Genomic DNA, 22,634 nt, shown 5'->3' with positions numbered 1-22,634 from the left:
CCGGGATCGATTGACCTTGGCGGGCTGGAGATCGGGGCGCCATTGCTCATGGCTGAAGCCCGCCACCGGCCGGGAAATGCTACTGAGGCGTCGTTCCGCCTTGCATACATTCTCAAACCTCCCCATATGCAGCGTCGCGGGCCGGGCCCCTCTGGCGATCTGTCGATCGCGATGTCGGACCGTTTGAACTTGGGCCCGCTTTGCATGATCCGGAGCGGGTAACTGGAGGTTACGGTTACATGGTGCGCTTCGGCCGCATTCGCTTCGTCGCTCTTTTCATGAGCCTTTTCGTGGGCCTCACGCTCGTCTCGACCGATTTTGCCGAGGCGCGTCGCGGCGGCTCGTTCGGCAGCCGCGGCACGCGCACCTGGCAGGCGCCGGCCCCGACGCGCACCGCGCCAAACCCCAACGGCCCGGTCGAGCGCACCATGACGCCGACGCCCAATACCGCCACGCGCCAGCCGCAGACGGTCGGCCAGCAGCGTCCAGGCCTGTTCAACGGCTTCGGCGGCTCGCTGATGCGCGGCCTGCTCGTCGGCGGCCTGATCGGCATGCTGCTCGGCTACGGTTTCGGCGGCATGGCCGGCGCGCTCGGCTTTCTCGTCCAGCTGCTGCTGGTCGGGCTGATCGCTTCCTTCGTCATCGGCTGGCTGCGCTCGCGCCGCGAGCCGGCGGCCGCCGGCGGCGCGCCCTATGGCGGCGGCTTCGGCCATGCCCGCAACGCGTCGGAACCTGAGCAGCGCGGCCGCGCGGGCTTCACCGTCCCACCGATCGGCGGGGGTGCCGCCGCTCCTGCCACGCAGGACATCCAGCTCGACAAGGCCGACCTCGACACGTTCGAGCGCCGCCTCGCCGAGGTGCAGAAGGCGTTCGCCGACGAAGATCACGCAGCACTGCGCCGGCTGAGCACGCCCGAAATGGTGTCCTACTTCTCCGAGGAACTCGCCGACAACGCCAAGCGCGGCCTGCGCAACGAGGTGCGCGACGTGCATCTCGTCTCCGCCGACATCGCCGAGGCCTGGCGGGAGGGCGACACCGATTATGCGACCGCGGCCTTCGGCTACGAGTCGGTCGACGTCATGCGCGATCGTGCCACCGGCGCGATCGTCGAAGGCGACGACGAGCTCACCGAGACGACCGAACTGTGGACCTTCGTGCGCGAGCGCGGCGGCGACTGGAAGCTCTCGGCGATCCAGGAGGCGTGACGGCTACCGTCCCGCCTGCCGCGCCATCTCCTCGGGATAGCGGCCGCCGGACACCTGGTCCGGCGTGACCAGCGCGCCGATCTCGGCGATCTCGCTCGCGGTGAGCGGGATCGAGGTGGCGGCCACGTTGGCCTCCAGGTTCGCTATCTTGCGCGAGCCGGGGATCGGCACGATGAAATCGCCCTGAGCGAGCACCCAGGCGAGGGCAAGCTGCGCGGCGGTGACGCCCTTGGCGGCCGCATGAGCCTTCAGCTTCTCGACCGCAGCGAGGTTCTTCGTGATGTTCTCCTCCTCGAAGCGCGGCAGCTTGCGGCGGAAGTCGTTCGGACCGAGCTGGGCCGCCGACGTGATCGCGCCGGTGAGGAAGCCGCGGCCGAGCGGGCTGAACGGCACGAAGCCGATGCCGAGCTCGCGGCAGGTGGCCAGCACCTCCGCCTCCGGGTCGCGCGTCCACAGCGAATATTCGCTCTGCACCGCCGCGACCGGGTGCACGGCATGTGCGCGGCGGATTGTCGCCGCATTGGCCTCCGACAGGCCGATCGTCCTGACCTTGCCTTCCTTCACGAGATCCGCCATCGCGCCGACCGTATCCTCGATCGGCACCGCCGGATCGACGCGGTGCTGGTAGAGCAGGTCGATCGTCTCGATGCCCAGGCGCTTCAGCGAAGCCTCGGCGACCGCGCGCACATGTTCGGGCCGACTGTTCAGACCGGGCCGTGCCTCAGGGCCGTCCGGAGTGTCGACCACGTTGAATCCGAACTTGGTCGCGATCTTGACCTTGTGGCGCAATGGCTTGAGCCCCTTGCCGACCAGAACCTCGTTGGTGAAGGGGCCGTAGACCTCGGCCGTGTCGAAGAAGTCGACGCCCAGCTCCACCGCGCGGTGCAATGTGCGGATCGCGTCCGCCTCCTCCTGACCGCCATAGCCGTGGCTCATGCCCATGCAGCCGAGACCGACGGGAAAGACTTCGAGTTCACTGCCCAGCTTGCGTCGGTTCATAGAGTCATCTCCTTGATATGCGGATCGAGCGGATATGGGGGGCGGTCGCCCCGCTGTCCATTGCGGCTTGACATTGCCGTGGAACATACCATGTTCAGGATATGAGCACCCGCACGGCAACCACCGTTTTCCGGATCGTCCCCATCGCAGGACGCTGACCCCAGCTCGGACACGGCTCCGGGCCTGGGGCTGTAACTCTTCACATCCATTCACATCGTATTTCGTCGAGGCAGGCTGCAGTGCGCGGCCGTCCCGGCGCGCTCGGCAACACGGACCGCATCGTCATGAAGAAACCACCCATCGTCGTCAACCGCATCGACCATACCCGCCTCGTCCAGATGGCGAATGGCCTGATCGACCGCAATCCCGATCTCGCCGACGAGCTGCTCGCGGAGCTGGAGCGCGCCAAGGTCAGGGACGAGCGCGCGGTTCCGGCCGACAGCGTGCAGATCGGGCGCACGGTGGAATTTCGCCTCGACGACGGCGCGCCGCGCCGGGTGACGCTCGTCTATCCGGCGGACGCCGATGTCGGCGTGGGCCGGATCTCGGTGCTCACGCCGGTGGGCGTGGCGATGCTCGGCCTGTCGGCCGGCCAGACGATGGAGATGACCTCCAACGACCGCAGGTCGCACCGCCTGACCATCGACACCGTCGTCCCGGCCGCCGAATGACGCCGTGACCGTTCTCCCCCCAATGCGAGGACTCCGCAGACCCGTCCGCGCCATGCGGCGGCGGCGTTTCCTCGACCATGCGGGTTCGCTGATCGCAGGCTCCTGACCCCTGGCCGGCAACGCCGGTCAGGGGAACTCTCCACGCAACCGTTCCGGCGGCCCGACCGCCCTGGGGAGAATAGCCATGCCCGGCATACCGATCAGCAGGATCACCACGAAGGATATCGCGATCCTCGAAACCATGCTTTCGCGCTACAACGGCTCGTGCCGCCACTTTGCAGCGCTGCTGCGCCGCAAGGTCGATTCGAGCGCGATCTACCTCCGCGACGACATTCCGCCCGACACAGTGACGCTCAACAGCAGCGTCGCCTACAGCGTCGGCACTGCCGTCGCCGGCCCACACCTCGTTGTCCAGGGCGAGATCGAGGACCTGCCGGCCTTCGCCGTGTCGATCCACTCGCTGCGCGGCCTCGCGCTGCTCGGCATGTCCGAGGGCGAGAGCGTGGACGTGCCGGTTTCGGACACCGAGAGCGAGCGCCTCTATGTCGATACGGTGCTGTCGCAACCGGAGGCGGAGGCAAATCTTGCATTGCGGCGTCCGGCCGGCCTGCTTCACGCCTCCAATGTCCTGCCGCTGCGGATGCGCCGCTCCGGCAGGGATGCCCCAGACGGCGACGATCCCGGCCCGCAGGCAGCCTGACGACGCCCGCAAATGGCTTCCCCGGCCCGCCGCCTTTGGCTAGAACGGCTGAAGAGGCCGTGCCGGTTCGACGGCGCGGCCGGTCACGGAGAGCAAGCCATGTTCCGCTGGGGTGTATTGTCGACGGCGAAGATCGGCCGCGAGCACGTGCTGCCGGCGATCGCGGATTCCGAGAACGGCGTGCTCGCCGCCGTCGCGAGCCGCGACCTGGAGAAGGCGGAGGCGCTCGCCGATCGGTTCAACGCTCCGCACGCCTTCGGTTCCTATGAAGATTTGCTGGCTTCCGACGTCGTGGACGGCGTCTACATTCCCCTGCCTACCTCGAAGCATGTCGAATGGGCGGTGAAGGCGGCGGATGCCGGCAAGCACGTGCTGGTCGAGAAGCCGCTGGCGCTGAAGGCCGACGACATCGCGCAGGTCATCGCGGCGCGCGACCGCAACGGCGTCGTCGTCTCCGAAGCCTTCATGGTCCATTACCATCCGCAGTGGGCGAAGGTGCGCGAGCTGATCGAGGAGGGACGGATCGGGCGGCTGCGCCACGTGCAGGGCGCCTTCACCTATTTCAACAAGGACGCCGCCAACATGCGCAACAGGCTCGATCTCGGCGGCGGCGCGCTGCCCGACATCGGCGTCTACCCGACCGTCACCACCCGCATCGCGACCGGCAAGGAGCCACTGCGCGTGCAGGCCCGCGTCGCGCGCGACGCCACCTTCGGCACCGACGTCTACTCCTCGGTCAAGGCCGATTTCGGCGCCTTCGAGCTCACCTTCTACCTTTCCACCCAGATGGCGGCGCGCCAGCTCATGGTCTTCCACGGCGACGAGGGCTTCATCGAGATCCGTTCGCCCTTCAATGCCGGGCTCTACGAGCATCATCAGGTGGAACTGCACAACCAGCGTCACACCGAGGCGACGGTCTTCCGCTTCCCCGGCACGCAGCAGTATAGGCTGGAAGTCGAGGCCTTCGCGAAGAAGGCACAGGGCGAAGACGTCTCGATCTTCACGCTCGAAGATTCGGTGAAGAACCAGAAGCTGATCGACGCCGTCTTCCGCGCCGGCGCCCATGACGGCTGGGAGAGCGTGCAGGTCTAGACGACCGCCGGTTCCCGGCTACGTTTCCAGCCCCAGCAACTGGCCGGCGCGAAGGCGGGTTCCAAACGCAAAATGACCCGCCTCTGCTGATCTGAGACCGAAACGTCCGGTTCAAGCGGCGTCCGATCCTATTCGACAGAACCGGGCTGAGGATTGAATCGGACCATGTGAAGCGCGATGCCGTTGGGGATCGTCGCCGCTGCATCCACAATCATCGCCGAGCAATAAATGTCCCTGTTAGTGGCGATGATCGCCGCAGCGCCTTGCGAAATCGAGGTGCCCGAAGTCAATATGATTTCTTCATAAAACACACTAGTGTTGTGCGTAGACGCCGTATAGGTTTTCTTTGGAGGTATATAGAAATTCAAATCAGCTTTAACTATACCACTAGAATTTAGTATTCTGATTCTAACATTCTCAGTCACAGAGCTGTTGTTATAGCATTGGAAGCTAGTCGCGATGCCGGCCGCTGTCGTATGGGTGCTATTGGTTACTCCAGCCACGCGATAGATCATCATCTGAGGATCGACACTCGCCATCGGAGCGGCGCCAATGCCCAATGTGGCGGGTCGGTCCTGTGCTGACGCTGGCAGGGCCAGAAGAGTTGCGACGGCGGCAGCAGATACGAGAGCCTTCATGGGTGTCTCCTGAGTTTGACTGGCAAATCCTTCCGTTGCGGAAGAGTATTGCGATACAAACCTCCCGAAGACGAAACCGCAACCTCTGTCGCTTTGGCGCGAACGCAAAAAAGCCCCCATGCCCGGTCAAGGGCAGCGGGGCAAAGGCGGCCTGGGAGGAACGGAGCGGTGACGGGGGCGGTACCGTATCGTTCATAACTACCTGTGCCGCCTACGATTTCCCGTTTGGCAGCTTAACCCCCCCTTAAAGCGCCGCATTTAGTGTCCATCCGAACGCCACGGATAACGGAGCGAGCGCGGCGAGGCATGGCGAAACGGGGACGTGACACGCGGATCGAGCCGAGCTTCGACGGCCCGGCACCCAAGCGCGGCGGCGGCGATGGACTGTCGCTGAGCGAGGACGATCGCGTCGTTCCCTCGGCCAAACGCGCGAAGAAGCCGGCAAAGCCAGCGCGCGAACCCGCCGCCAGGGGCCGTTCGCGCTCCCGCGCCCGGCGTGGCTTCGGCATGTTCGGCTCGCTGGTCTACTGGTCGCTGGTGCTGGCGCTGTGGGGCGGTATCGGCGTCGCCGGTATTGTCGCCTATTACGGCGCGCGAATGCCGAGCGCGATCACCTGGACCGTGCCCGACCGTCCACCCAACGTGAAGATCGTTTCCGCCGACGACCAGTTGCTCGCCAATCGCGGCATGACCGGCGGCGAGGCGCTGTCGCTGTCGGAGATGTCGCCCTACATTCCCCAGGCGCTGATCGCGATCGAGGACCGCCGCTTCCGCTCGCATTTCGGCGTCGATCCGCTCGGCCTTGGGCGCGCAGTCGTCACCAACCTGATGCAGGGCCGCTTTGTGCAGGGCGGCTCAACGATCACCCAGCAGCTTGCCAAGAACCTGTTCCTCAAGCCCGACCGCACGCTGGAGCGCAAGGTGCAGGAGGTGCTGCTCGCCTTCTGGCTGGAGCATGAGTACAGCAAGGACCAGATCCTCGAGATGTACCTCAACCGGGTCTATTTCGGCTCCGGCGCCTATGGCGTGGAATCGGCGTCCCGGCGCTATTTCGGCAAGTCCGCCCGCAACGTGACGCTGTCGGAGGCCGCACTTCTGGCCGGCCTGCTCAAGGCGCCGTCGCGCCTGTCGCCCGCCCGCGACCCGAAGGCCGCCGAGGCGCGCGCCCAGGTGGTGCTCGCCGCCATGAGCGAAGAAGGCATGATCGGCTCGAAGGAGCTCGCCTTCGCCATGAGCGCGCCCGCCACCCGCGCGGCCGCCTATTGGACCGGCGCGGAGAACTATGTCGCCGACCGGATCATGGAAGAACTGCCCGGCCTCGTCGGCGAAATCCAGACCGACATCGTGGTCGATACCACCGTGGACCTCACGCTGCAGAAGCTCGCCGAGGAGTCCATCCGCAAGCTCATCGAGGAGAACGGCCAGAAGCTGCAGGTCAGCCAGGGCGCGCTGGTCTCGATCGACAATTCGGGCGCGGTGCGCGCGATGGTCGGCGGCGCCGACTACGCCAACAGCCAGTTCGACCGCGCCTCCGAGGCGCGCCGCCAGCCGGGCTCGGCCTTCAAGCCGTTCGTCTACCTCGCCGCGCTCGAAGCCGGCCGCACGCCGGACTCGATCCGCAACGACGCGCCGATCAAGATCGGCAAGTGGACGCCGGAGAACTACAAGGGCAAGTATCTCGGCCGCGTGACGCTCACCGAGGCGCTGGCGAAGTCGCTCAATTCGGTCTCGGCGCAGCTCGTCATGGAGGTCGGTCCCGAGACGGTGGTGCAGACCGCGCAGCGGCTGGGCATCGAATCGAAGCTGCAGGCCAACACGTCGATCGCGCTCGGCACGTCCGAGGTGACGCCGCTGGAGCTGACGGCCGCCTTCGTGCCCTTCGCCAATGGCGGATACCGGCCCGAGGTGCATTTCATCAGCCGGGTCACCGACATCAACGGCAAAGTGCTCTACCAGTACCAGGCCAACTCCGCTCCGCGCGTCGTGAAGCCGGAGATCGTCGGCATGATGAACCGGATGATGACGGAGACGCTGGCGATCGGCACCGCGAGGAAGGCAGCGTTCGGCTGGCCCGCCGCCGGCAAGACCGGTACCAGCCAGCAGTCGCGTGACGCCTGGTTCGTCGGCTACACGTCCAACCTGACCACCGGCGTGTGGTTCGGCAACGACGACGGCAAGCCGACCAAGAACATCACCGGCGGCTCGCTGCCGGCAATTGCCTGGAAGACGTTCATGCAGGCGGCGCACGAGGGCGTTCCGGTGCGCCAGCTTCCCGACATCGAGCTCTACACGCCGTCCTCGCCGCCCGTGTCGGGCGAGGAGCAGCCGGTGGCGGCGGCGCCTCCACCGGCGGCCGCGGTCGAGACGGCCGCGCCCGAGATGGCCGGCGGCTTCAATCCGCGCCCCGACGGAGGGCAGGTGTCGTCGATCCGGCGCCCGGTGCCGCCCGGCGAGGTCGGCGGCCAGCCGGTCCGGCGCGAGAAGTCGATCCTCGACGTCATCCTCGGAAACTGAACCGTCCCTCTCGCTAAGAACGAAGTCCTCCGCTACATAGCGCAGCGGAGGCTCCCGATGGCGGATGCGATGCGAAAGACCCTTGTCCTGACCGGCGCCAGCCGTGGCATCGGCCATGCGACGGTGAAGCGCTTCTCCCGCGAAGGATGGCGCGTCATCACCTGTTCGCGCCAGGCCTTCTCCGAGGACTGTCCCTGGCCCGCAGGCCCCGACGACCACATCAAGGTCGACCTGTCGGACCAGGAGGATGTCGGAATCGCCGTCTCCGAAATCCGCCACCGCCTGGAGACGAACGGCGGCCAGCTGCACGCGCTCGTCAATAATGCCGGCATCTCACCCAAGCTCAAGGACGGCGGGCGGATGAACTCGCTTGACACGCCGATGCATGTCTGGCGCGACGTGTTCCAGGTGAATTTCTTCGCCCCGATCATGCTCGCCCGCGGCCTGTTCAAGGAACTGGCCGCAGCGCAGGGCTCGATCGTCAACGTGACCTCGATCGCCGGCACGCGAGTGCACCCCTTCGCCGGGACGTCCTATGCGACGTCGAAGGCAGCGCTCGGTTCGCTGACACGCGAGATGGCAGCCGACTTCGGCCCGCACGGCATCCGCGTCAACGCGATCGCGCCGGGCGAGATCGACACGGCGATCCTCTCCCCCGGCACCGACAAGATCGTCGAGACCATCCCGCTACGCCGCCTGGGCGCCACGTCGGAAGTGGCGGACATCATTTACTTCCTGTGCTCGAACCAGGCGTCCTACGTAACGGGCAGCGAGATCCACATCAACGGCGGTCAGCACGTCTGATCAGGGCTTATCGCCCTCGTCCGCGGGCTTCGGCGGCGAGACCGGAGGCGTGTCGAGCCTGGTCGTCGGCAGCACGTCGCTGTCCGGCTCCTTCGCCAATGCAGCCGGCGTGCCAAGCACCTGCTCGACCATGCCGCGCGCGATCTCGCGCTCACCCATGATGACATGGTCGGCGCCGAGCCCTTTCAGGTGCTCCACCTCGGCATCCGAATGCGCGCGAGCGATCACCCTGATATCGGGGTTCGCCGCCTTGGCGCGCGTCACCACGGGTCCAGCCTCGAAGGCGTTGGGGATCGCCAGGATGATGCGCCTGGCCCCGGCGGGGTTGGCCGCCGCCAGCACGTCGGCGCGGGCCGCGTTGCCGTTGATCACCTCGATGCCGTCATTGCGGATCTTTTCGGCGGCCTTGTCGGAATCCTCGATCACCAGAACGGCCGAGCCGGCATCCCGCAACGCCCTGCCGGTCAGGCTGCCGACGCGGCCGTAGCCGACGAGGATCGTATGGTCGGTGAGCGTCGTCGTGTCGGGCGCCTGCTCGGGATCGACCACCTCGGCCGGCGCGGGAGCCGGCTCCTCCGGCGTTCCCGGAGCAGGCGGCCCAACGGGCTGCGGCGCAGGCTGGACCGCGGCCGCTCGCTTTTCGAGGCGCGGCCTCAGCCAGTCGACGGCGGCGAACACCACAGGGTTGAGCACGATCGACAGGATGGCTCCGGCGAGGATCAGGTCGCGCCCCTGTTCCGGCAGCAGGCCCAGCCCAACCCCGAGCTCGGCCAGGATGAAGGAGAACTCGCCAATTTGCGCGAGGCTCGCCGAAATCACCAGCGCGGTGCCGATCGGATAGCGGAAAGCGATGACGATGAGAAAGGCCGCGACCGACTTGCCGATGACGATGATGAACAACGTCGCCAGCACCGGCAGCGGGCTCTCCATCAGGCTGTATGGGTCGAACAGCATGCCGACCGACACGAAGAAAAGAACGGAGAAGGCGTCGCGCAACGGCAGCGATTCCTCGGCCGCCTGATGCGACAGTTCCGACTCGCTCATGATCATGCCGGCGAAGAAGGCACCGAGTGCCAGCGACACGTCGAAGAGCTGCGCTGCGCCGTAGGCGACGCCCAGCGCGATCGCCAGCACCGCCAGGCGGAACAGCTCGCGCGAGCCGGTGTGGGCGACGTAATGCAGGATCCACGGAATGACCTTGCGCCCGACCACGAGCATGAGGATCACGAAGGCGGCGACCTTGGCGACGGTCAGGGCGATGACGCCGGTGACGCTCGCTCCAAACAGATCCGAGAGGACGGACGGAGGGTGATCCACAACCGTCGCGGTGGCGCCGTTGCCGCCCAGCACGCCCGCCAGCGCCGGCAGCAGCACGAGCGCCAGCACCATGGCGAGGTCCTCGACGATCAGCCAGCCGACGGCGATGCGTCCGCGCTCCGTCTCAAGGATGCGGCGCTCCTGCAGGGCGCGCAGCAGCACCACGGTCGAGGCGACGGACAGCGCCAGGCCGAACACGAGGCCGGCGCCGAGATCCCATCCCATCAGCCAGGCGAGCCCCATGCCGAGCAAGGTGGCGAAGCCGATCTGTACCACGGCGCCCGGCACCGCGATCGCGCGCACGGACAGGAGATCCTTGAGCGAGAAATGCAGGCCGACGCCGAACATCAGCAGGATGACGCCAAGCTCGGCGAGTTCCGTCGCCAGGCTCTGGTCGGCGACGAAGCCGGGCGTATACGGGCCCACGAGCACGCCCGCGACCAGATATCCGACCAGAGGCGGAATCTTGAGCCGGTTGGCAATGGCGCCGAACACGAATGCCAACCCCAGGCCTGCGACGATCGTGGCGATGAGGGGCATTTCATGCAGCATGCGGCAAGCCTCGAAAAAATGAGCAGCGAAAAAGGGAGCAGGCCGAGGCCCGCTTCCCGAGTATGGGGATGCCTTCCCGTCACCGCAAGGTTTGCGGCGGGCACAAATGTTCGAAGAGACGCGTGGGGCTAGAAAACTACTGCGGCATGCCGCCAAGATGGGCGAGAAGCTCGGCCACGTTGCTCGCCTTGTGCTTCTTCATGAGCCGCGCGCGATAGGCTTCCACCGTGCGCGGGGAGATCGTCAGCATGCGCGCGATCTCCTTCGACGTCCGCCCTTCGCCCAGATGCATGACGATCTGCCGCTCGCGGGTGGTGAGCGGCGAGACGGGCCGGAACTCGGAAAGGTCGGCGAAGCTCCACACCGCGCGGCGCAGCGGATCGTCCTGGCGCGTCAACGAATGGCCGCGCACCCGGCACCAGAACAGCGAGCCGTCGCGGCGCGCCATGATGCGCTCGTCGGTGTAGCGATTGGTCTTCCTCAACGGCTCGACGCCGACGTCGCGGATCGCGACGAACTCTTCTAGGGTCGGATAGAGAATTGCGAAGGACTGGTCGATGAGCTCTTCGGGCACATAGCCGAACATCTCGGCGAAGGCGGGGTTGCAGGCACGGATGATCCTGCTTTCGGTCAGCACGATGCCGACCGGAGAGTAGTGGAACGCAATCTGTTCGAGCTCTTCGCGTGTCAGCATTGCGCGTATTTATACGATATTGCCGCCCGTGTGTCTGGCTGACGATAATAATCAAAGCGTTGCGTCATGCCAGCGGGCCACAAAGAGCCGAGGCGAGCAGTATCGTCGCACGCGACGGGAGGAGAATGTTGCGCCTGCTGCGACCGCTTGCCGGTCCGCTTGGCACGATTGTCCCTCCCAGACGAATTCGCTGCCTTCCCGCCGACGGGGAGGGCGCGCATCGAATTCTGTTCGGTCGAACTGGTGGAGGAACCAACGATGAGAAGATTGCTGACGGCGCTGGCTGCGGCTTCCGCGCTGATGGTCGCGCAACCGGTCCTGGCGCAGGACGGGCCGGCCAAGATCGCGCTGATCCACGGCTTGTCGGGCTCGCCGCTCGAAGCCTATTCGAAGCAGACCCACACCGGCTTCGAGATGGGTCTCGAATATGCAACCAAGGGCACGAACGAGATCAAGGGCCGCAAGATCGAGCTGGTGAAGAAGGACTCGCAGTTCAAGCCCGACATCGCGCGTGCGCTGCTCGCCGAGGCTTATGCCGACGAGGACGTCGTGTTCGCCGTCGGCGACACCTCTTCCGGCGTCGCGATGGCCATGCTGCCGGTCGCTGCCGAAAACGAGAAGATCCTGCTGGTCGAGCCCGCCGTCGCCGACGGCCTGACAGGCAAGGATTCCAACCGCTACGTCTTCAAGACCTCGCGCAACTCCTCGATGGACATGCAGGCGCAGGCGCTGGCGCTGAAGCCGGACAGCAACCTCTACATCGCCACGCTGGCGCAGGACTATGCGTTCGGTCGCGACGGCGTCGTCGCCTTCAAGACCGCGCTCGAAGGAACCGGCGCGAACTTGGTGCACGAGGAATACGTGCCGCAGCAGACGACCGACTTCACCGCACCGATCGAGCGCCTGTTCAACGCGCTCAAGGACAAGCAGGGCCGCAAGGTGATCGTCATCTACGTCGCCGGCATCGACGCCATGACGCCGCTCGTCACCGCCGATCCGGGCCGCTACGGCATCGAGCTGTCGACCGGCGGCAACATCCTGCCGGCACTCGCCGGCTACAAGAAGGTGCCCGGCATGGAAGGCGCCATCTACTACTATTACGAGGCGCCGAAGAACCCGGTGAACGACTGGTTCGTCGCCGAGCACCAGAAGCGTTTCAACGCGCCGCCGGACTTCTTCACCGCCGGCGGTTTCGCCGCCGCGATGGCGGTGGCCAAGGCGCTCGAGACCGCCTCGGACTGGGAGACCGAGACGCTGATCAAGACGATGGAAGGCATGAGCTTCGACACGCCGAAGGGCCCGATGACCTTCCGTACGGAAGATCACCAGGCGCTGCAGTCGATGTATCACTTCAAGATCAAGGTCGATCCGAACGTCGCCTGGGCGATCCCGGAGCTCGTCCGCGAGATCAAACCCGAGGAGATGAAGATCCCGATCGGGCGGAACAACCAGCAGTAAGGAGAGGGGGAGTAGGGCAGTAGGGCAATAGGGCAGTAGGGAAGCGCGGCAGCCGCGTCTCTCCACGAAATCCCCTACTGCCTTCCTGCCCTATTGCCCTACTGCCCTATGAATCCCTCCCTCCGCACCGAAAACCTGACGATCCGCTTCGGCGGGCACGCCGCGGTCAATGATGTGACCGCAGCGTTCCAGCCGGGCGAGCTGACGGTCATCGTCGGGCCGAACGGCGCCGGCAAGACGACGTGGTTCAACCTCGTCTCCGGCCAGTTGACGCCGACCTCCGGCCGGATCTTCAAGGGCGAGACGGAGATCACGCGCCTGTCGCCGTCGGCCCGGGCCAAATCGGGCGTCGGCCGCGCTTTCCAGCTTACGAACCTGTTCCCGAAACTCTCCGTGCGCGAGAATATCCGTCTCGTCGTGCAGGCCCGCGCCGGCAAGGGGCCGGACGTGTTTCGCAGCGCCGCACGCCTTGCGGACATCAATGCGGAGACGGAGGAGCACCTCGCGTCGAGCCGACTGGCTTCCGTCGCGGACCTCCCGGCTTCGGCGCTTCCCCACGGCGACCAGCGCAAGCTGGAGGTCGCGATGATGATCGCGATGAAGCCCGACATCTTCATGTTCGACGAGCCGACCGCCGGCATGTCGTCGGCCGAAGCGCCGGCGATCCTCGACCTGATCGCGGCGATCAAGCAGGACCGGTCGAAGACCATCCTCCTGGTCGAGCACAAGATGGACGTGGTGCGCGCGCTCGCCGACCGCATCATCGTGCTGCACAATGGCGAGCTCGTCGCCGACGGCAAGCCGGACGAGGTGATGGCCATGCCGATCGTGCGCGAGATATATCTCGGCCAGGGCGCGGAGGACGTCGCATGACAGCGATCCTGCGCCTCGACGACGTCCACACCGACATCGGGCAGTATCACGTGCTGCATGGCGTGTCCTTCGACGTGCCGGAAGGCGGCGTCCATGTGCTGCTCGGCCGCAACGGCGCCGGCAAGACCACGACGCTGCGCACCATCGTGGGGCTGTGGCGGGCGCGCAAAGGTGCGATCGTCTTTCGCCACCATGACATCACCGCGATGAAGACGCCGGACATCGCGCGTCTCGGCATCGCCTACGTGCCTGAGAACATGGGCATCTTCGGCGGACTGACCGTCGAGGAGAACATGCGGCTTGCCGCCGCCACCGGCACCTTCGACAAGGAGCGGCTGGCGCGCATCTTCGCCATCTTCCCGGCTATAGAAAAGTTCTGGAAGAACCAGGCCTACGCGCTGTCGGGCGGGCAAAAGCAGATGCTCGCCATCTCGCGCGCGATCATCGAGAAGCGCGACCTGATCCTGATCGACGAGCCGACCAAGGGCCTGGCGCCCTCGATCATCCGCAACATGATCGACGCCTTCCGGGAGATCGGCAAGGAGACAACGATCCTGCTGGTCGAGCAGAACTTCCACTTCGCCAAGGCGCTGGGGCGCGGGGTGGGCGTTATCGACGACGGCCGCATTGTCCATCGGGGGCAGATGGCGGAGCTGGTCGCCGATACGGCGCTGCAGACGCGGCTGCTGAGCCTCAGCGTGGAGGGGCATTGATGGACCATCTGGCTGCGTCGGGATACGCCCCCTCCACCACTTCGTGGTCCCCCTCCCCCGCTTCGCAGGGGAGGATTCGCTGTCGCGCCAACCGCGCCCTTATCCTCCCCCGTTCACGGGGGAGGGGGACCGCCGAAGGCGGTGGAGGGGGCGGTCGTTCTGCGCCCTTCCCGATCGCCGTCTGGAGTGTCGCAACGTGGGCCTGAATCTCGATCGCATCGGCGGCGTCTACATGCTGCCCGTCATCCTGGCGCTGATCGCACTGGTCTTCATCGGCCAGCCCTCCACCTGGGCGACGCTGACGGTGGCGGGCCTTTCCATGGGGATGATGATCTTCCTGATGGCGTCGGGCCTGTCACTGGTGTTCGGCCTGATGGACGTGTTGAACTTCGGCCATTCGGCCTTCGTCTCCTTCGGCGCCTTCATCGCGGCGACGGTGCTCGCGGCGCTGGGCGTCTGGCTCGACGGCGACAGCGCGTTCCTCAATTTCATCGCGCTGTTCGCCGCGATCGGGGCCGCCACGGCCTTCGGCGCGATCGCCGGCTGGGCCTTCGAGCGCGTCATCGTCAAGCCGGTCTACAAGGACCACCTGCGGCAGATCCTCATCACCATGGGGGCGCTGATCGTCGCCGAGCAGCTCATCCTTGCGATCTGGGGCGGCGTGCCGATCCAGGTGCACCGGCCGGCGATCCTCACCGGTTCGATCATCCTCGGCGACGTGTCGATCGAGATCTACCGCGTCTTCGCCTTCCTGCTCGGCCTCGCCGTCTATGTCGCGCTCTACCTCGTGCTCAACCGCACCCGGCTCGGGCTGCTCATCCGCGCCGGCGTCGAGAACCGTGAAATGGTGGAATCGCTCGGCTTCCGCATCGACCGGCTGTTTGTCGGCGTGTTCATGGCCGGCTCGGCGCTCGCCGCGATGGGCGGGGCGATGTGGGCCGGCTACCAGGGCCTGATCACCCCGGCGATCGGCGGCGAGCTGATGATCCTGGTGTTCATCGTCGTCATCATCGGCGGGCTGGGTTCGATCCAGGGCTCGCTGCTCGGCGCGATCCTCGTCGGGCTGATGGCCAACTACGTCGCCTTCCTCGCGCCGAAACTGTCGCTCGCCTCCAACATGATCCTGATGATGGCGATCCTCTTGTGGCGGCCGTGGGGGTTGAAGCCGGCGGTGAAGGGATGACTCCATGAGCCTCGCCCTGGAAACCACCGCTCCCCGCCGCGTCCCGGCCGGCCGCCTCGCGGTCTATGGCGTGGTGCTTGCCATCGGGCTTGCACTCGCCTTCGCGCCGTTCCTCTTCCCCGACGTGCGGGCGCAGGAGGTGGCGGCGCGGATCTGCATCTTCATCGTGCTGGTGGCGAGCTACGATCTGCTCATCGGCTACACGGGCATCGTGTCCTTCGCGCATACGATGTTCTTCGGCCTCGGCGCCTACGGCACCGCGATCGCGCTGAAGGCGATGGGACCGAGCTTCACGGCCATCGCCATCGGCGGCGGCGCGGGGCTGGTCGCCACGTTGGTGCTGGCTCTGCTGATCGGGCTCTTGTCGCTGCGCGTGAAGGCGATCTTCTTTGCCATGGTCACGCTGGCCGCGGCCTCGGTGATGCTGGTGCTCGCTTCGCAGCTCTCCGAATATACGGGTGGCGAGGACGGCATCACCTATCAGGTGCCGCGCCTGTTCTCCCCGGCCTTCAAGTTGTTCGAGGACGCCGACGGCAAGGTGCTGCGGCTGTTCGACGTGCCGCTCAACGGGCGCGTGGCGGCCTATTATTTCGTGTTCCTCACCAGCCTCGCACTCTTCCTGTTCATGCTGCGCGTCGTCGCCTCGCCGCTCGGCTCGGTGCTCAAGGCGATCCGCGAGAACGAGATGCGCGCCGAGGCTATCGGCTACCGGGTCGTCGCCTACCGCACCGCCATCTTCTGCCTCGCGGCGCTGATCGCGGCCATGGCCGGTATCCTGCGCGCGGTGTGGCTGAAATATGCGGGACCGGACGCGGCGCTGTCGTTCGGCATCATGATCGACATCCTGCTGATGGTCGTCATCGGCGGCATGGGGACCATGGTCGGCGCGGTGATCGGCGTCGTGGTGATGACGCTGGCGCAGTTCTACCTGAAGGACCTGATGCAGATCGGCGCCGACGCCACGGCCGGCGTGCCGGTGGTCCACCAGCTGCTCGAGCCCGACCGATGGCTACTCTGGCTCGGGGTGATCTTCATCCTGCTGGTCTACTTCTTCCCCGCCGGGATCGCCGGCACGCTGATGAACAAGGATTGGCGCAAATGACCGGACCGCGCTCCACCTATGTGACCGCCGCGGGCTTCGAGGTGCACGTCACCGAATGGGGCAATCCGAACAATCCTGCGCTCGTCATGTGGCATGGGCTGGCGCGGACCGGGCGCGACTTCGACGAGGCGGCGCGGGCACTGAGCGACACCTATTTCGTCCTCTGCCCGGACACGATCGGCCGCGGCCTGTCGTCCTGGGCGCGGCGGCCGGAGGTCGACTATTCCTATCGTTCCTTTGGCGACACCGCGCTCGGCATCCTTGACCATTACGGCATCGACCGGCTGCGCTGGATCGGCACCTCGATGGGCGGGCTGATCGGTGTCACGCTCGCGGCTGGCCGGCTGAAGGAGCGCATCAGCCATCTCGTCATCAACGACATCGGCCCCGACATCCCCGAAGCCGGAACGGGGCGCATCGCCACCTATGTCGGCAGCCCGCCGGTCTACGAGACGGTGGCCGAGATGGACGCGTGGCTGCGCCGGAACTACGCCCCCTTCGGCCCGAACAGCGATGCCTTCTGGCAGCGCATGGTCGACACGTCCGTGCGCCGCACCGACGCCGGCAAGGTGACTGTGCATTACGATCCGGCCATCGTCACCCAGTTCACGCACCACAAGGCCGACCTCGACGTGTGGGACGCCTACGACGCGATCACGGCGCCGACGCTGCTGTTGCGCGGCGAGACGTCCGACGTGCTCGCCGCCCCGGTCGCCGCGACGATGACGCAGCGCGGCCCGAGGCCTCGCCTGGTCGAGTTCCCCGGCATCGGCCACGCGCCGACGCTGGCGACGGCCGCGGAGATCGACCTGCTGCGGCAGTTCCTGGCTGGTTAGGCGCGGGCCGGGCCAAGGCGCGGAAGACGATCCGAGACCTCCTTGCTACGCGCCCTGCCGAGTTCAATTCGGCGTTCGGGGATGCAGTAGGCCTAGGCGGCCATCAGCAGCTTTTCGATTTCGTAGACCGGGTGGTTGGTCAGCGTCTTCGGCACCTCGCCGACGATCCGGTCGCTGACCTCCTTGTGAAACTTGCGGCGCATCTCGCCGAGCACGAGCGGCGGCGCCACGATCACCAGCTTGTCGAAATCGCCGCGGTGGGCCAGCCTGTAGAGCCGACTGGCGATGTCGTCCGCGAACTTCTCCTTCTGGGCGCGGTGCCAGTCGGTGTCCGCGACGGCGCTGCGATGGGCGCTCGGCCCGTCGTTGAAACGGCCCGGCCTGTCGCTGCCCTGCTCGCGCGTCGGCGGATTCTCTTCCCTGATCTCGCGCACGACCTCGAGGTTGGGATAAAGCGCGTCGCCCTCGTTGCGCAGGAACAGCGCCTTCTCTCCATCCGCGACGACGACGAACATATCGTGCTCGAGCCTGAACATATTCCCGGCCATGTGGACGCTCTCCCGTTGGTCTCGAAGGATCAACGGCGGCAGCCATGGGCGGTTCCCAGCGAAGCGAGATCCGCGGCCCGCCGGCCAAGCCCTGCGGAGACTACGCCGCCTGCGCCATCCGCTCGCCGCTCATGCGCCAGGAGATCGACTCCGCGAGGTGGATGCGGCCGACCTTTTCCTCGCCGTCGAGATCGGCCAGCGTGCGGGCCACGCGCAGCACCCGGTGATAGGCCCGCGCGGAAAAGCCGAGCTTCTCGCTCGCGTCGCGCAGCAGCGCCGTCCCGGCAGCATCCGGCACGGCGATCTCCTCCACCATCGCCGTCGCGCAATGGGCGTTGGTGGTCGCCGCCGACAGGCCGAGCGCTGAAAAGCGCGCCCGCTGGATGTCGCGGGCGCGGGCGACGCGGGCCGCAACCACGCTGGACGCCTCGGCCTTCGCCGGCCGGATCAGGTCCGCCGCCGACACCGCCGGCACCTCGACGCGGATGTCGATGCGGTCCATCAGCGGTCCGGAGATGCGCGCCTGATAGTCTGCCTGGCAGCGCGGGCCGCGCAGGCACCTGTAGCCCGGCTGCCCCGCCATGCCGCACCGGCACGGGTTCATCGCGGCCACGAGTTGTATTCGAGACGGGTAGCTGACGCGGTGGTTTGCCCGCGCGATGACGCACTCGCCGTTCTCCAGCGGCTGGCGCAGCGCATCCAGCACCTGCGGCGTGAATTCGGGGAACTCGTCGAGGAAGAGCACGCCATGATGGGCGAGCGAGGCTTCGCCCGGCCGCACGCGCAGGCCCCCGCCCACCATCGCCGCCATCGAGGCGGAATGATGGGGGCTGCGGAACGGCCGCCGATCGGTGAGCCTGCCGTCGGCCAGCTCGCCGGCGATCGAGGCGATCATCGACACTTCCAGCAGTTCCTTCGGCGACAGCGGCGGCAGGATCGACGGCAAACGCTGCGCCAACATCGACTTGCCTGAGCCCGGAGGCCCGATCATCAGCAGATTGTGCCCGCCGGCCGCCGCCACCTCCAGCGCCCGCTTGGCGCTCTCCTGGCCCTTGATGTCGGCGAGGTCGAGCGCGTCCACGCCCATGCGCTTCACCGCAGGTTCGGGCCGCGACAGAACCTGCGTGCCGCGGAAATGATTGGCGATCGCGATCAGGCTGCGCGGCGCCAGGATGTCGATGTCGGAACCTGCCCACGCCGCCTCCGGTCCGGACGCATGCGGGCAGATCAGGCCCTTGCCGATCGCATTCGCCCCGATCGCGGCCGGCAGGGCGCCGGCGACGGGCGCGATCGTGCCGTCGAGCGACAGTTCGCCCAGCACCACATAGTCCGCGATCGCATCGCCAGGGATCGCGCCCAGCGCGGCCATCAGGCCGAGTGCGATCGGCAGGTCGTAGTGACTGCCCTCCTTCGGCAGGTCGGCCGGGGCGAGGTTCACCGTCACCTTCTTGGCCGGCAGCGACAGGCCTGATGCGTGGAGCGCGGCCTGCACGCGCTCGCGGCTCTCGGCCACCGCCTTGTCTGGCAGGCCGACAATATGGATGTTCATCTTGCCCGGCGCGATCATCACCTGGACGTCGACCGGAACCGCCTCGATCCCCTCGAATGCGACCGTGCTCACCCGCGAAACCATTGCCCGCCCCGTGCGCTGCGACCTGCCGGCGCTCAACCCCTCGCCCGGCGTCCCCAATGTCTGGTTGCAAAACCATCGAAACATATCGCGAACTGCGCGTCAAGAACATTACAAGAACATTTCGCGCAACGGCCGGTGTGCCGGCATCGGTCTATTGACGGCGGCGCGCATCTCGGCGAGCCATCGTCTTCGAGGACAAGAAAGGGAGGACACATGGGACCGCTCGCGGGGATCCGGATCATCGAAATGGCGGGCATCGGCCCGGGGCCGTTCTGCGGCATGCTCTTGGCCGACATGGGCGCCGACGTGGTCCGCGTCGACCGGCTCGCGCCGTCGGGTCTCGGCGTCGAGATCCCCGTCCGCTACGACCTCTTCAACCGCAACAAGCGCTCGATCGCCGTCGACCTCAAGTCGCCGGAGGGCGTGGCTACGGTGCTCAGGCTGACGAGCCAGGCCGACATCCTGATCGAGGGGTTTAGGCCCGGCGTGATGGAGAAGCTCGGGCTCGGGCCGGAGGTGTGCCTCGCCGCCAATCCGCGGCTGGTGTTCGGCCGCATGACCGGCTGGGGACAGGAGGGGCCGCTGGCGAAGGCGGCCGGCCACGACATCAATTATATCGCCCTGACCGGTGCGCTGGCCGCGATCGGGCCGACGGGCGGGGCGCCGGTGCCGCCGCTCAACCTGCTCGGCGATTTCGGCGGCGGGTCGATGTATCTGGCGATGGGCGTGCTGGCCGCGCACATAGAGGCGCTGCGCTCGGGCAAGGGGCAGGTGGTGGACGCGGCGATCGTCGACGGCACGGCGGGGCTGATGACCATGTTCCACGCCTTCCGGCAGATGGGCAGCTTCCAGACCAGGCGCGGGACGAACCTGCTCGACGGCGGAGCGCCGTTCTACGGCGTCTACGAGACCGGCGACGGGAAGCATGTGGCGATCGGCGCGCTGGAGCCGAAGTTCTATGCCGAGATGATCGAGAAGCTGGGGCTCGCGGGCGAGGATCTGCCGCAGCAATACGACACGAAAGGCTGGCCCAGGCTGAAGGCGCGGTTCGAGGAGGTGTTCCGGACGAAGACGCGGGAGGAGTGGTGCGCGGTGCTGGAAGGCTCGGACGCCTGCTTCGCGCCGGTGCTCGACCTGGACGAGGCGCAGGCGCATCCGCACATGGCGGCGCGGGGCATCCACCCGACGGTCGGCGGCGTGGTCAACACCGCGCCCGCGCCGCGCTTCAGCCGCACGCCGTCGCAGATCTCGCACCCGGCGACGGAGCCGGGGGCGGATACGGCGGAGATTCTCGCGGGCTTCGGCTTCGCGGCGGACGAGATCGCGCGGCTGAAGGCGGCGGGCGTGACGGCTTAACCGCGCGCCGCAAACGCCTCGGCCTGCGCGATGAGGGCGCGGGCCTGTTTCAGGTGGGGCACGTCGAACATCCTGCCGCCGAGGTTGACGACGCCGGCACCCGGCGCGGCGGCGAAGGCCGCGACCACCTCCCGCGCATGCGCGACCTCCTCGGCCGAGGGGGTGAAGGCGGCGTTGATGACGGCGACCTGGTTGGGGTGGATGGCCATGCGGCCGGAAAAGCCCTCGCGCGCGGCGGCCGCGCAGTCGGCGGCGAAGCCGGCGGCGTCGGAGAAGTCGGTCCAGACCGTGTCGATGGCCGCGACGCCGGCGGCCTTGGCAGCGAGCAGGCAGGAGGAGCGGGCCAGCCGATAGGTCAGGTCGAGCGCGCCGTCGGGCCCGCGGTTGGCGCGGGCGCCGAGGGCGGCGGCGAGATCCTCCGCGCCCCAGGTGATGGCGGCGAGGCGCGGGACGGGAACCTGCGCGTAGTCGCCAAGCGACAGCACGGCCGTCGGCGTCTCGGTGGCGATGGGGATGAGCGGGATGGGCGCGGCGATGCCGTCCCGGCGCTCCAGCGCATCGAGCATCAGGCCGAGCGAGAGGAGGTCGGACGGGCCGTCGGGCTTGGGCACGATCAGGCCGGCGGGGGCGGCCCGCACGATCGCCACGAGATCGTCGAGCCCGCCCTGCGCGAGCGGGTTGACCCGCACCCAGAGCGCGGGACCTTCGCCGCCGCGGTTCTCCGCGAGAAAGGCCGCGGCCATGTCGCGCGCCACCGGCTTGCGCTCGAGGGAGACGGAATCTTCCAGGTCGAGGATCAGCGCGTCGGCGCCGGAGCCGAGACCCTTGGCGAGCTTCTTTTCGGAATCGGCCGGGACGAAGAGCAGCGAACGCGGGATCATGCCGGCCTCTTCTTCTGCAGGCCGGCGCGGCGGCAGGAAGCGACGAGCTCGTTCTTCTGGTTGTAGGCGCGGTGGATGAAGGTGACGATGCCCTGGTCGGGCCGCGACTTCGAGGCGCGCAGCTCGGCGACCTCGGTCTCGACGCGGATGGTGTCGCCGTGGAAGACGGGCTTGGGGAAGCGCACCTCGTCCCAGCCGAGATTGGCGATGGCGGTGCCGAGCGTCGTCTCGCCGACGGAGATGCCGACCATCAGCGACAGCGTGAAGCAGGAGTTGACGATGCGGGTGCCGAACTCGGTCTCGGTGCGGCAGTATTCCTCGTCGAGGTGGAGATAGGCCGGGTTGTGGGTGATGGCCGAGAACCAGACATTGTCGGCCTCGGTGATGGTGCGGCGGATCTCGTGGCGGAAGACCTGGCCCACCGAGAGTTCGTCGAAATACAGACCTGCCATGCTTTCCTCCGGCTCTGAGCGCCCGGAGTGATACGTCCGCTATCGCGGCATGTCGATGGTCGTGGTGGTCTTGGCGACGCAGATCGAGCAGCAGTCGCGGCACGCGCGGTTCCCGTCCGGCCCGACGCCGTAGGAGATGCGGTCGTTGCCGTTGACCCAGGCGCCGTAGCAGATGTTTTCGCCCTCGCGGCAGTCGATCAGCACCGACTTCTTCTCGCCGGGCTCGAGCAGGTAGACTTGGTCGTCGCCCGGCCAGACGCGCTGCGTGTCGCGGCCGTGCAGCTCCAGCACCATGGCGCGGGTGGTTTCGTTCTTCATGTAGAAGGTCATGCCGCCCTCGGCATGGGCGGGGGTGCTGAGCGCAAGCGCGACGAGGACGGCGGCCAAAATTCGCATGGCGCCATCATCGCCGG

Annotated in this window: 22 protein-coding genes; 13 read left to right on the top strand and 9 right to left on the bottom strand. The window is 67.1% G+C overall.

Going from position 1 to position 22,634, the window contains the following annotated elements:
* Positions 1-239: 239 nt before the first annotated feature.
* Positions 240-1,205, top strand: a complete 966-nt coding sequence (locus tag B9Z03_RS06005) for a Tim44 domain-containing protein (RefSeq protein ID WP_085463357.1) — start codon at positions 240-242, stop codon at positions 1,203-1,205.
* A 3-nt stretch (positions 1,206-1,208) separates the two neighbouring features.
* Here B9Z03_RS06005 and B9Z03_RS06000 read toward each other — a convergent pair whose 3' ends face one another.
* Positions 1,209-2,204: an aldo/keto reductase gene (locus tag B9Z03_RS06000; protein ID WP_085463356.1), complete on the bottom strand. Its 996-nt coding sequence runs from the start codon at positions 2,202-2,204 to the stop codon at positions 1,209-1,211.
* Positions 2,205-2,443: 239 nt separating this feature from the next.
* Here B9Z03_RS06000 and rnk point away from each other — a divergent pair, with 239 nt between their 5' ends.
* The 3 genes from rnk to B9Z03_RS05985 all read left to right on the top strand — a co-directional run bounded on the left by rnk (position 2,444) and on the right by B9Z03_RS05985 (position 4,667).
* Positions 2,444-2,875 (top strand): nucleoside diphosphate kinase regulator, encoded by a 432-nt coding sequence (rnk, locus tag B9Z03_RS05995; protein ID WP_244561670.1) that lies wholly within the window; start codon positions 2,444-2,446, stop codon positions 2,873-2,875.
* Between the two features lie 184 nt (positions 2,876-3,059).
* Positions 3,060-3,575 carry a hypothetical protein gene (locus tag B9Z03_RS05990; RefSeq protein WP_085463355.1) on the top strand — a complete coding sequence of 172 codons (516 nt, stop codon included), beginning with the start codon at positions 3,060-3,062 and terminating at the stop codon, positions 3,573-3,575.
* A 99-nt stretch (positions 3,576-3,674) separates the two neighbouring features.
* Positions 3,675-4,667, top strand: coding sequence for a Gfo/Idh/MocA family protein (locus B9Z03_RS05985; RefSeq protein WP_085463354.1), 993 nt, complete (start codon positions 3,675-3,677; stop codon positions 4,665-4,667).
* 128 nt (positions 4,668-4,795) lie between these two features.
* Here the strand turns inward: B9Z03_RS05985 and B9Z03_RS05980 are convergent, their stop codons facing one another.
* Positions 4,796-5,305 (bottom strand): hypothetical protein, encoded by a 510-nt coding sequence (locus B9Z03_RS05980; RefSeq protein ID WP_085463353.1) that lies wholly within the window; start codon positions 5,303-5,305, stop codon positions 4,796-4,798.
* 306 nt (positions 5,306-5,611) lie between these two features.
* Between B9Z03_RS05980 and B9Z03_RS05975 the strand changes: the two genes are divergently transcribed.
* The gene (locus tag B9Z03_RS05975; RefSeq protein WP_085463352.1) at positions 5,612-7,819 is read left to right on the top strand and encodes a transglycosylase domain-containing protein; all 2,208 of its coding nucleotides are present in this window, start codon (positions 5,612-5,614) and stop codon (positions 7,817-7,819) included.
* A gap of 69 nt (positions 7,820-7,888) precedes the next feature.
* Positions 7,889-8,623 (top strand): SDR family NAD(P)-dependent oxidoreductase, encoded by a 735-nt coding sequence (locus B9Z03_RS05970; RefSeq protein ID WP_432416988.1) that lies wholly within the window; start codon positions 7,889-7,891, stop codon positions 8,621-8,623.
* Here the strand turns inward: B9Z03_RS05970 and B9Z03_RS05965 are convergent, their stop codons facing one another.
* Both B9Z03_RS05965 and B9Z03_RS05960 read right to left on the bottom strand, forming a co-directional pair.
* On the bottom strand, positions 8,624-10,492 hold the full coding sequence (locus tag B9Z03_RS05965; RefSeq protein WP_085463350.1) for a cation:proton antiporter domain-containing protein: 1,869 nt from the start codon (positions 10,490-10,492) through the stop codon (positions 8,624-8,626).
* A gap of 136 nt (positions 10,493-10,628) precedes the next feature.
* A complete protein-coding gene (locus B9Z03_RS05960) occupies positions 10,629-11,186 on the bottom strand; it encodes a PAS and helix-turn-helix domain-containing protein (RefSeq protein ID WP_085463349.1) in 558 nt (185 codons plus the stop codon).
* 258 nt (positions 11,187-11,444) lie between these two features.
* Between B9Z03_RS05960 and B9Z03_RS05955 the strand changes: the two genes are divergently transcribed.
* The 6 genes from B9Z03_RS05955 to B9Z03_RS05930 all read left to right on the top strand — a co-directional run bounded on the left by B9Z03_RS05955 (position 11,445) and on the right by B9Z03_RS05930 (position 17,351).
* Positions 11,445-12,644, top strand: coding sequence for a substrate-binding domain-containing protein (locus B9Z03_RS05955; RefSeq protein WP_085463348.1), 1,200 nt, complete (start codon positions 11,445-11,447; stop codon positions 12,642-12,644).
* Between the two features lie 108 nt (positions 12,645-12,752).
* Positions 12,753-13,517: an ABC transporter ATP-binding protein gene (locus B9Z03_RS05950; protein ID WP_085463347.1), complete on the top strand. Its 765-nt coding sequence runs from the start codon at positions 12,753-12,755 to the stop codon at positions 13,515-13,517.
* A complete protein-coding gene (locus B9Z03_RS05945; protein ID WP_085463346.1) occupies positions 13,514-14,230 on the top strand; it encodes an ABC transporter ATP-binding protein in 717 nt (238 codons plus the stop codon). The genes B9Z03_RS05950 and B9Z03_RS05945 overlap by 4 nt, the downstream gene beginning before the upstream one ends.
* 232 nt (positions 14,231-14,462) lie before the next feature.
* On the top strand, positions 14,463-15,413 hold the full coding sequence (locus tag B9Z03_RS05940; protein WP_085467519.1) for a branched-chain amino acid ABC transporter permease: 951 nt from the start codon (positions 14,463-14,465) through the stop codon (positions 15,411-15,413).
* 4 nt (positions 15,414-15,417) lie between these two features.
* Positions 15,418-16,515: a branched-chain amino acid ABC transporter permease gene (locus B9Z03_RS05935; RefSeq protein ID WP_085463345.1), complete on the top strand. Its 1,098-nt coding sequence runs from the start codon at positions 15,418-15,420 to the stop codon at positions 16,513-16,515.
* Positions 16,512-17,351, top strand: a complete 840-nt coding sequence (locus B9Z03_RS05930) for an alpha/beta fold hydrolase (protein WP_085463344.1) — start codon at positions 16,512-16,514, stop codon at positions 17,349-17,351. The genes B9Z03_RS05935 and B9Z03_RS05930 overlap by 4 nt, the downstream gene beginning before the upstream one ends.
* Before the next feature lie 92 nt (positions 17,352-17,443).
* Here the strand turns inward: B9Z03_RS05930 and B9Z03_RS05925 are convergent, their stop codons facing one another.
* A complete protein-coding gene (locus B9Z03_RS05925; RefSeq protein ID WP_085463343.1) occupies positions 17,444-17,899 on the bottom strand; it encodes a host attachment family protein in 456 nt (151 codons plus the stop codon).
* Positions 17,900-17,999: 100 nt separating this feature from the next.
* The gene (locus B9Z03_RS05920) at positions 18,000-19,532 is read right to left on the bottom strand and encodes a YifB family Mg chelatase-like AAA ATPase (RefSeq protein ID WP_085463342.1); all 1,533 of its coding nucleotides are present in this window, start codon (positions 19,530-19,532) and stop codon (positions 18,000-18,002) included.
* Positions 19,533-19,745: 213 nt separating this feature from the next.
* On the opposite strand from B9Z03_RS05920, the gene B9Z03_RS05915 reads away from it, so the two are divergent.
* A complete protein-coding gene (locus B9Z03_RS05915) occupies positions 19,746-20,888 on the top strand; it encodes a CaiB/BaiF CoA transferase family protein (RefSeq protein ID WP_085463341.1) in 1,143 nt (380 codons plus the stop codon).
* Here B9Z03_RS05915 and B9Z03_RS05910 read toward each other — a convergent pair.
* Genes B9Z03_RS05910 through B9Z03_RS05900 form a run of 3 tightly spaced genes read right to left on the bottom strand, consistent with a single transcriptional unit; the run spans position 20,885 to position 22,617 of the window.
* A complete protein-coding gene (locus B9Z03_RS05910; protein WP_085463340.1) occupies positions 20,885-21,769 on the bottom strand; it encodes an HpcH/HpaI aldolase/citrate lyase family protein in 885 nt (294 codons plus the stop codon). The two genes, B9Z03_RS05915 and B9Z03_RS05910, sit on opposite strands and share 4 nt — an antisense overlap.
* Entirely contained in the window at positions 21,766-22,221 is a 456-nt protein-coding gene (locus B9Z03_RS05905; RefSeq protein WP_085463339.1) for a MaoC family dehydratase, read from the bottom strand. The genes B9Z03_RS05910 and B9Z03_RS05905 overlap by 4 nt, the downstream gene beginning before the upstream one ends.
* Before the next feature lie 39 nt (positions 22,222-22,260).
* On the bottom strand, positions 22,261-22,617 hold the full coding sequence (locus B9Z03_RS05900) for a hypothetical protein (RefSeq protein ID WP_085463338.1): 357 nt from the start codon (positions 22,615-22,617) through the stop codon (positions 22,261-22,263).
* Between the last annotated feature and the right edge of the window lie 17 nt (positions 22,618-22,634).

It is taken from the genome of Mesorhizobium australicum, assembly GCF_900177325.1.
Lineage (GTDB): Bacteria > Pseudomonadota > Alphaproteobacteria > Rhizobiales > Rhizobiaceae > Mesorhizobium_A > Mesorhizobium_A australicum_A.
This window is presented reverse-complemented; position numbering and strand designations above follow the sequence as displayed.

Coding starts and splice junctions, on each gene's coding strand:
- B9Z03_RS06005 (WP_085463357.1), top strand. CDS start 240: ATGGTGCGCTTCGGCCGCATTCGCTTCGTCGCTCTTTTCATGAGCCTT.
- B9Z03_RS06000 (WP_085463356.1), bottom strand. CDS start 2,204: ATGAACCGACGCAAGCTGGGCAGTGAACTCGAAGTCTTTCCCGTCGGT.
- B9Z03_RS05990 (WP_085463355.1), top strand. CDS start 3,060: ATGCCCGGCATACCGATCAGCAGGATCACCACGAAGGATATCGCGATC.
- B9Z03_RS05985 (WP_085463354.1), top strand. CDS start 3,675: ATGTTCCGCTGGGGTGTATTGTCGACGGCGAAGATCGGCCGCGAGCAC.
- B9Z03_RS05980 (WP_085463353.1), bottom strand. CDS start 5,305: ATGAAGGCTCTCGTATCTGCTGCCGCCGTCGCAACTCTTCTGGCCCTG.
- B9Z03_RS05975 (WP_085463352.1), top strand. CDS start 5,612: ATGGCGAAACGGGGACGTGACACGCGGATCGAGCCGAGCTTCGACGGC.
- B9Z03_RS05970 (WP_432416988.1), top strand. CDS start 7,889: ATGCGAAAGACCCTTGTCCTGACCGGCGCCAGCCGTGGCATCGGCCAT.
- B9Z03_RS05965 (WP_085463350.1), bottom strand. CDS start 10,492: ATGCTGCATGAAATGCCCCTCATCGCCACGATCGTCGCAGGCCTGGGG.
- B9Z03_RS05960 (WP_085463349.1), bottom strand. CDS start 11,186: ATGCTGACACGCGAAGAGCTCGAACAGATTGCGTTCCACTACTCTCCG.
- B9Z03_RS05955 (WP_085463348.1), top strand. CDS start 11,445: ATGAGAAGATTGCTGACGGCGCTGGCTGCGGCTTCCGCGCTGATGGTC.
- B9Z03_RS05950 (WP_085463347.1), top strand. CDS start 12,753: ATGAATCCCTCCCTCCGCACCGAAAACCTGACGATCCGCTTCGGCGGG.
- B9Z03_RS05945 (WP_085463346.1), top strand. CDS start 13,514: ATGACAGCGATCCTGCGCCTCGACGACGTCCACACCGACATCGGGCAG.
- B9Z03_RS05940 (WP_085467519.1), top strand. CDS start 14,463: ATGCTGCCCGTCATCCTGGCGCTGATCGCACTGGTCTTCATCGGCCAG.
- B9Z03_RS05935 (WP_085463345.1), top strand. CDS start 15,418: ATGAGCCTCGCCCTGGAAACCACCGCTCCCCGCCGCGTCCCGGCCGGC.
- B9Z03_RS05930 (WP_085463344.1), top strand. CDS start 16,512: ATGACCGGACCGCGCTCCACCTATGTGACCGCCGCGGGCTTCGAGGTG.
- B9Z03_RS05925 (WP_085463343.1), bottom strand. CDS start 17,899: ATGGCCGGGAATATGTTCAGGCTCGAGCACGATATGTTCGTCGTCGTC.
- B9Z03_RS05920 (WP_085463342.1), bottom strand. CDS start 19,532: ATGGTTTCGCGGGTGAGCACGGTCGCATTCGAGGGGATCGAGGCGGTT.
- B9Z03_RS05915 (WP_085463341.1), top strand. CDS start 19,746: ATGGGACCGCTCGCGGGGATCCGGATCATCGAAATGGCGGGCATCGGC.
- B9Z03_RS05910 (WP_085463340.1), bottom strand. CDS start 21,769: ATGATCCCGCGTTCGCTGCTCTTCGTCCCGGCCGATTCCGAAAAGAAG.
- B9Z03_RS05905 (WP_085463339.1), bottom strand. CDS start 22,221: ATGGCAGGTCTGTATTTCGACGAACTCTCGGTGGGCCAGGTCTTCCGC.
- B9Z03_RS05900 (WP_085463338.1), bottom strand. CDS start 22,617: ATGCGAATTTTGGCCGCCGTCCTCGTCGCGCTTGCGCTCAGCACCCCC.